Genomic DNA, 1,755 nt, shown 5'->3' with positions numbered 1-1,755 from the left:
CTCATAGACGTGACCGATGATGCCCCTGAACACGCGCCGCAGGACGGGATGGCGCAGCATGGGCGTCACGTCCAGGAAGAGCCGGCTGCCCGCGAGGGTGGCGGCCCGGGACTCGCGGGGGGCGTCCAGGGGGCCGGGTGCCGTCCTGTCGAAGGGCAACATCAGCTGCCACACCTGGAGGGCGAGCGGCGGCATGGGGTCCGTCATCATCTGGATGTGGCCGAAGCTGGCGTAGGCGTGCGGCCCCTCGTCGTCGGGCGCGGGCTCGGGCAGCGGGTAGAGGCTCGTGATGGGCCGGGTCTGCACCACGTAGAGCCGCCCGGCCTCGATGCACCACTCGATGTCCTGGGGTTTGCCGTAGTGCGACTCGATTCGCACCCCCATCGCGACCAGCTCCCGCAGGGCCGCGTCGTCGAGGGCCCGGGCACGCCGAGTCTCCTCGGGCAGGCGCTCCTCCCAGGTGCCTCCCTCGGGCCTGGGGCGGATGGCCAGGGCCTTGTCGCCCACCCGGACTTCCAGAAGCGCTCCGGTCTCCTTGTCCACCTTATAGAGGTCGGCGTTGATGAGCCCGCTGACCAGCGCCTCGCCCAGGCCGAAGCCCGCATCGATGGACACGGTTCCCCGTCGTCCGCTGATGGGGTCGGCGGTGAACAGGATGCCGGACACCTCGGGCAACACCATGCGCTGAATCACCACGCTCAGCTTCACCCCCCGATGGCCGAAGCCGCTCCGGGCCCGGTAGAGCACCGCGCGATCGGTGAACAGCGACACCCAGCACCGCCGGATCGCGTCGAGCAGGGCGTCGGCCCCGCGAATGTTGAGATAGGTGTCCTGCTGGCCCGCGAAGCTGGCGTCCGGCAGATCCTCCGCCGTGGCGCTGGAGCGCACCGCCCAGGAGTGCTCGGTCCCCAGCGCTCTCCAGGTGGCGAGCACCGCGTCGGCTACGGTGGGGGGAAGGGGCGCCCGGCCGAGTGCGGCCCGCGTGGACTCGGCGACGCGGCGGGCCGCCTCCACGTCCTTGCCATCCAGCGCCTCCAACTCCGCGTACAGGGGTTGGAGCTCCCCGGAGCCGGCCAGGAACGCATCGAAAGCGGCTGTCGTGACACAGAAGCCAGGAGGCACTGGAAACCCGGCGCGGGCCATCTCGCCCAGGTTGGCCCCCTTGCCACCCACACGGGGCAGATCCGCCGCGGAGATGCGCTCGAAAGGGAGGACCAGCGGTTGCGTCTCCGTGCCGCGCGAGTCGGTGAGGTGGATGGGATTGGCTGTGCTCATGGAGTTCTCCGGTCTCTTTCCGGGCTCAGTGCGGGAGGCCCTGGGCCGCGCTCCTCCCGCGCGAGCCCTCCAGGACCCGGAGCAGGCCGCTCTCGAGGAGGGGTTTGACGAGGTGCAGGTCGAAGCCGGCCTGGAGGGCGTTCGCCTGGGCCTCGGGGCCGCCATAGCCGGTGAGCGCGACGAGGTAGAGGGTGTTTCCTCCAGTGGTGGCGCGCACCCGCCGAGCCAGCTCATAGCCGTCGATGCTGGGAAGGCCCACGTCCACGAGGGCCACGTCCGGGCGTAGCTCCAGCGCCCGGGTGACTCCCTCCAGCCCATCGGTGGAGACCGTCACCTCGTGCCCCAGGCCTTCCAGGAGCACCCTCATCGTCTCGCGCACGGCCGCGCGGTCCTCCACCACCAGCACCCGCCGCTTCGGCTGGCGCACGGGGGACGGGAGCGGAAGGGGGGGCGGCGTCCGGGTGGCCCCCCGGGGCGCCT

General features: G+C 71.6%; 2 protein-coding genes. Both read right to left on the bottom strand.

All coding sequences use genetic code 11. The features are described 5' to 3' along the window. On the bottom strand, positions 1-1,275 hold a 1,275-nt coding region (locus VF794_RS30210; protein WP_331116399.1), incomplete at its 3' end, for a PEP/pyruvate-binding domain-containing protein. A gap of 25 nt (positions 1,276-1,300) precedes the next feature. Further along, positions 1,301-1,755, bottom strand: a 455-nt coding sequence (locus VF794_RS30205; protein ID WP_331116397.1) for a response regulator, incomplete at its 5' end; no start/stop codon positions are given.

It is taken from the genome of Archangium sp. (genome assembly GCF_036389735.1).
GTDB lineage: Bacteria > Myxococcota > Myxococcia > Myxococcales > Myxococcaceae > Archangium.
Note: the sequence above shows the minus strand (reverse complement) of the source record. Positions and strands in the feature narration are given on the sequence as shown.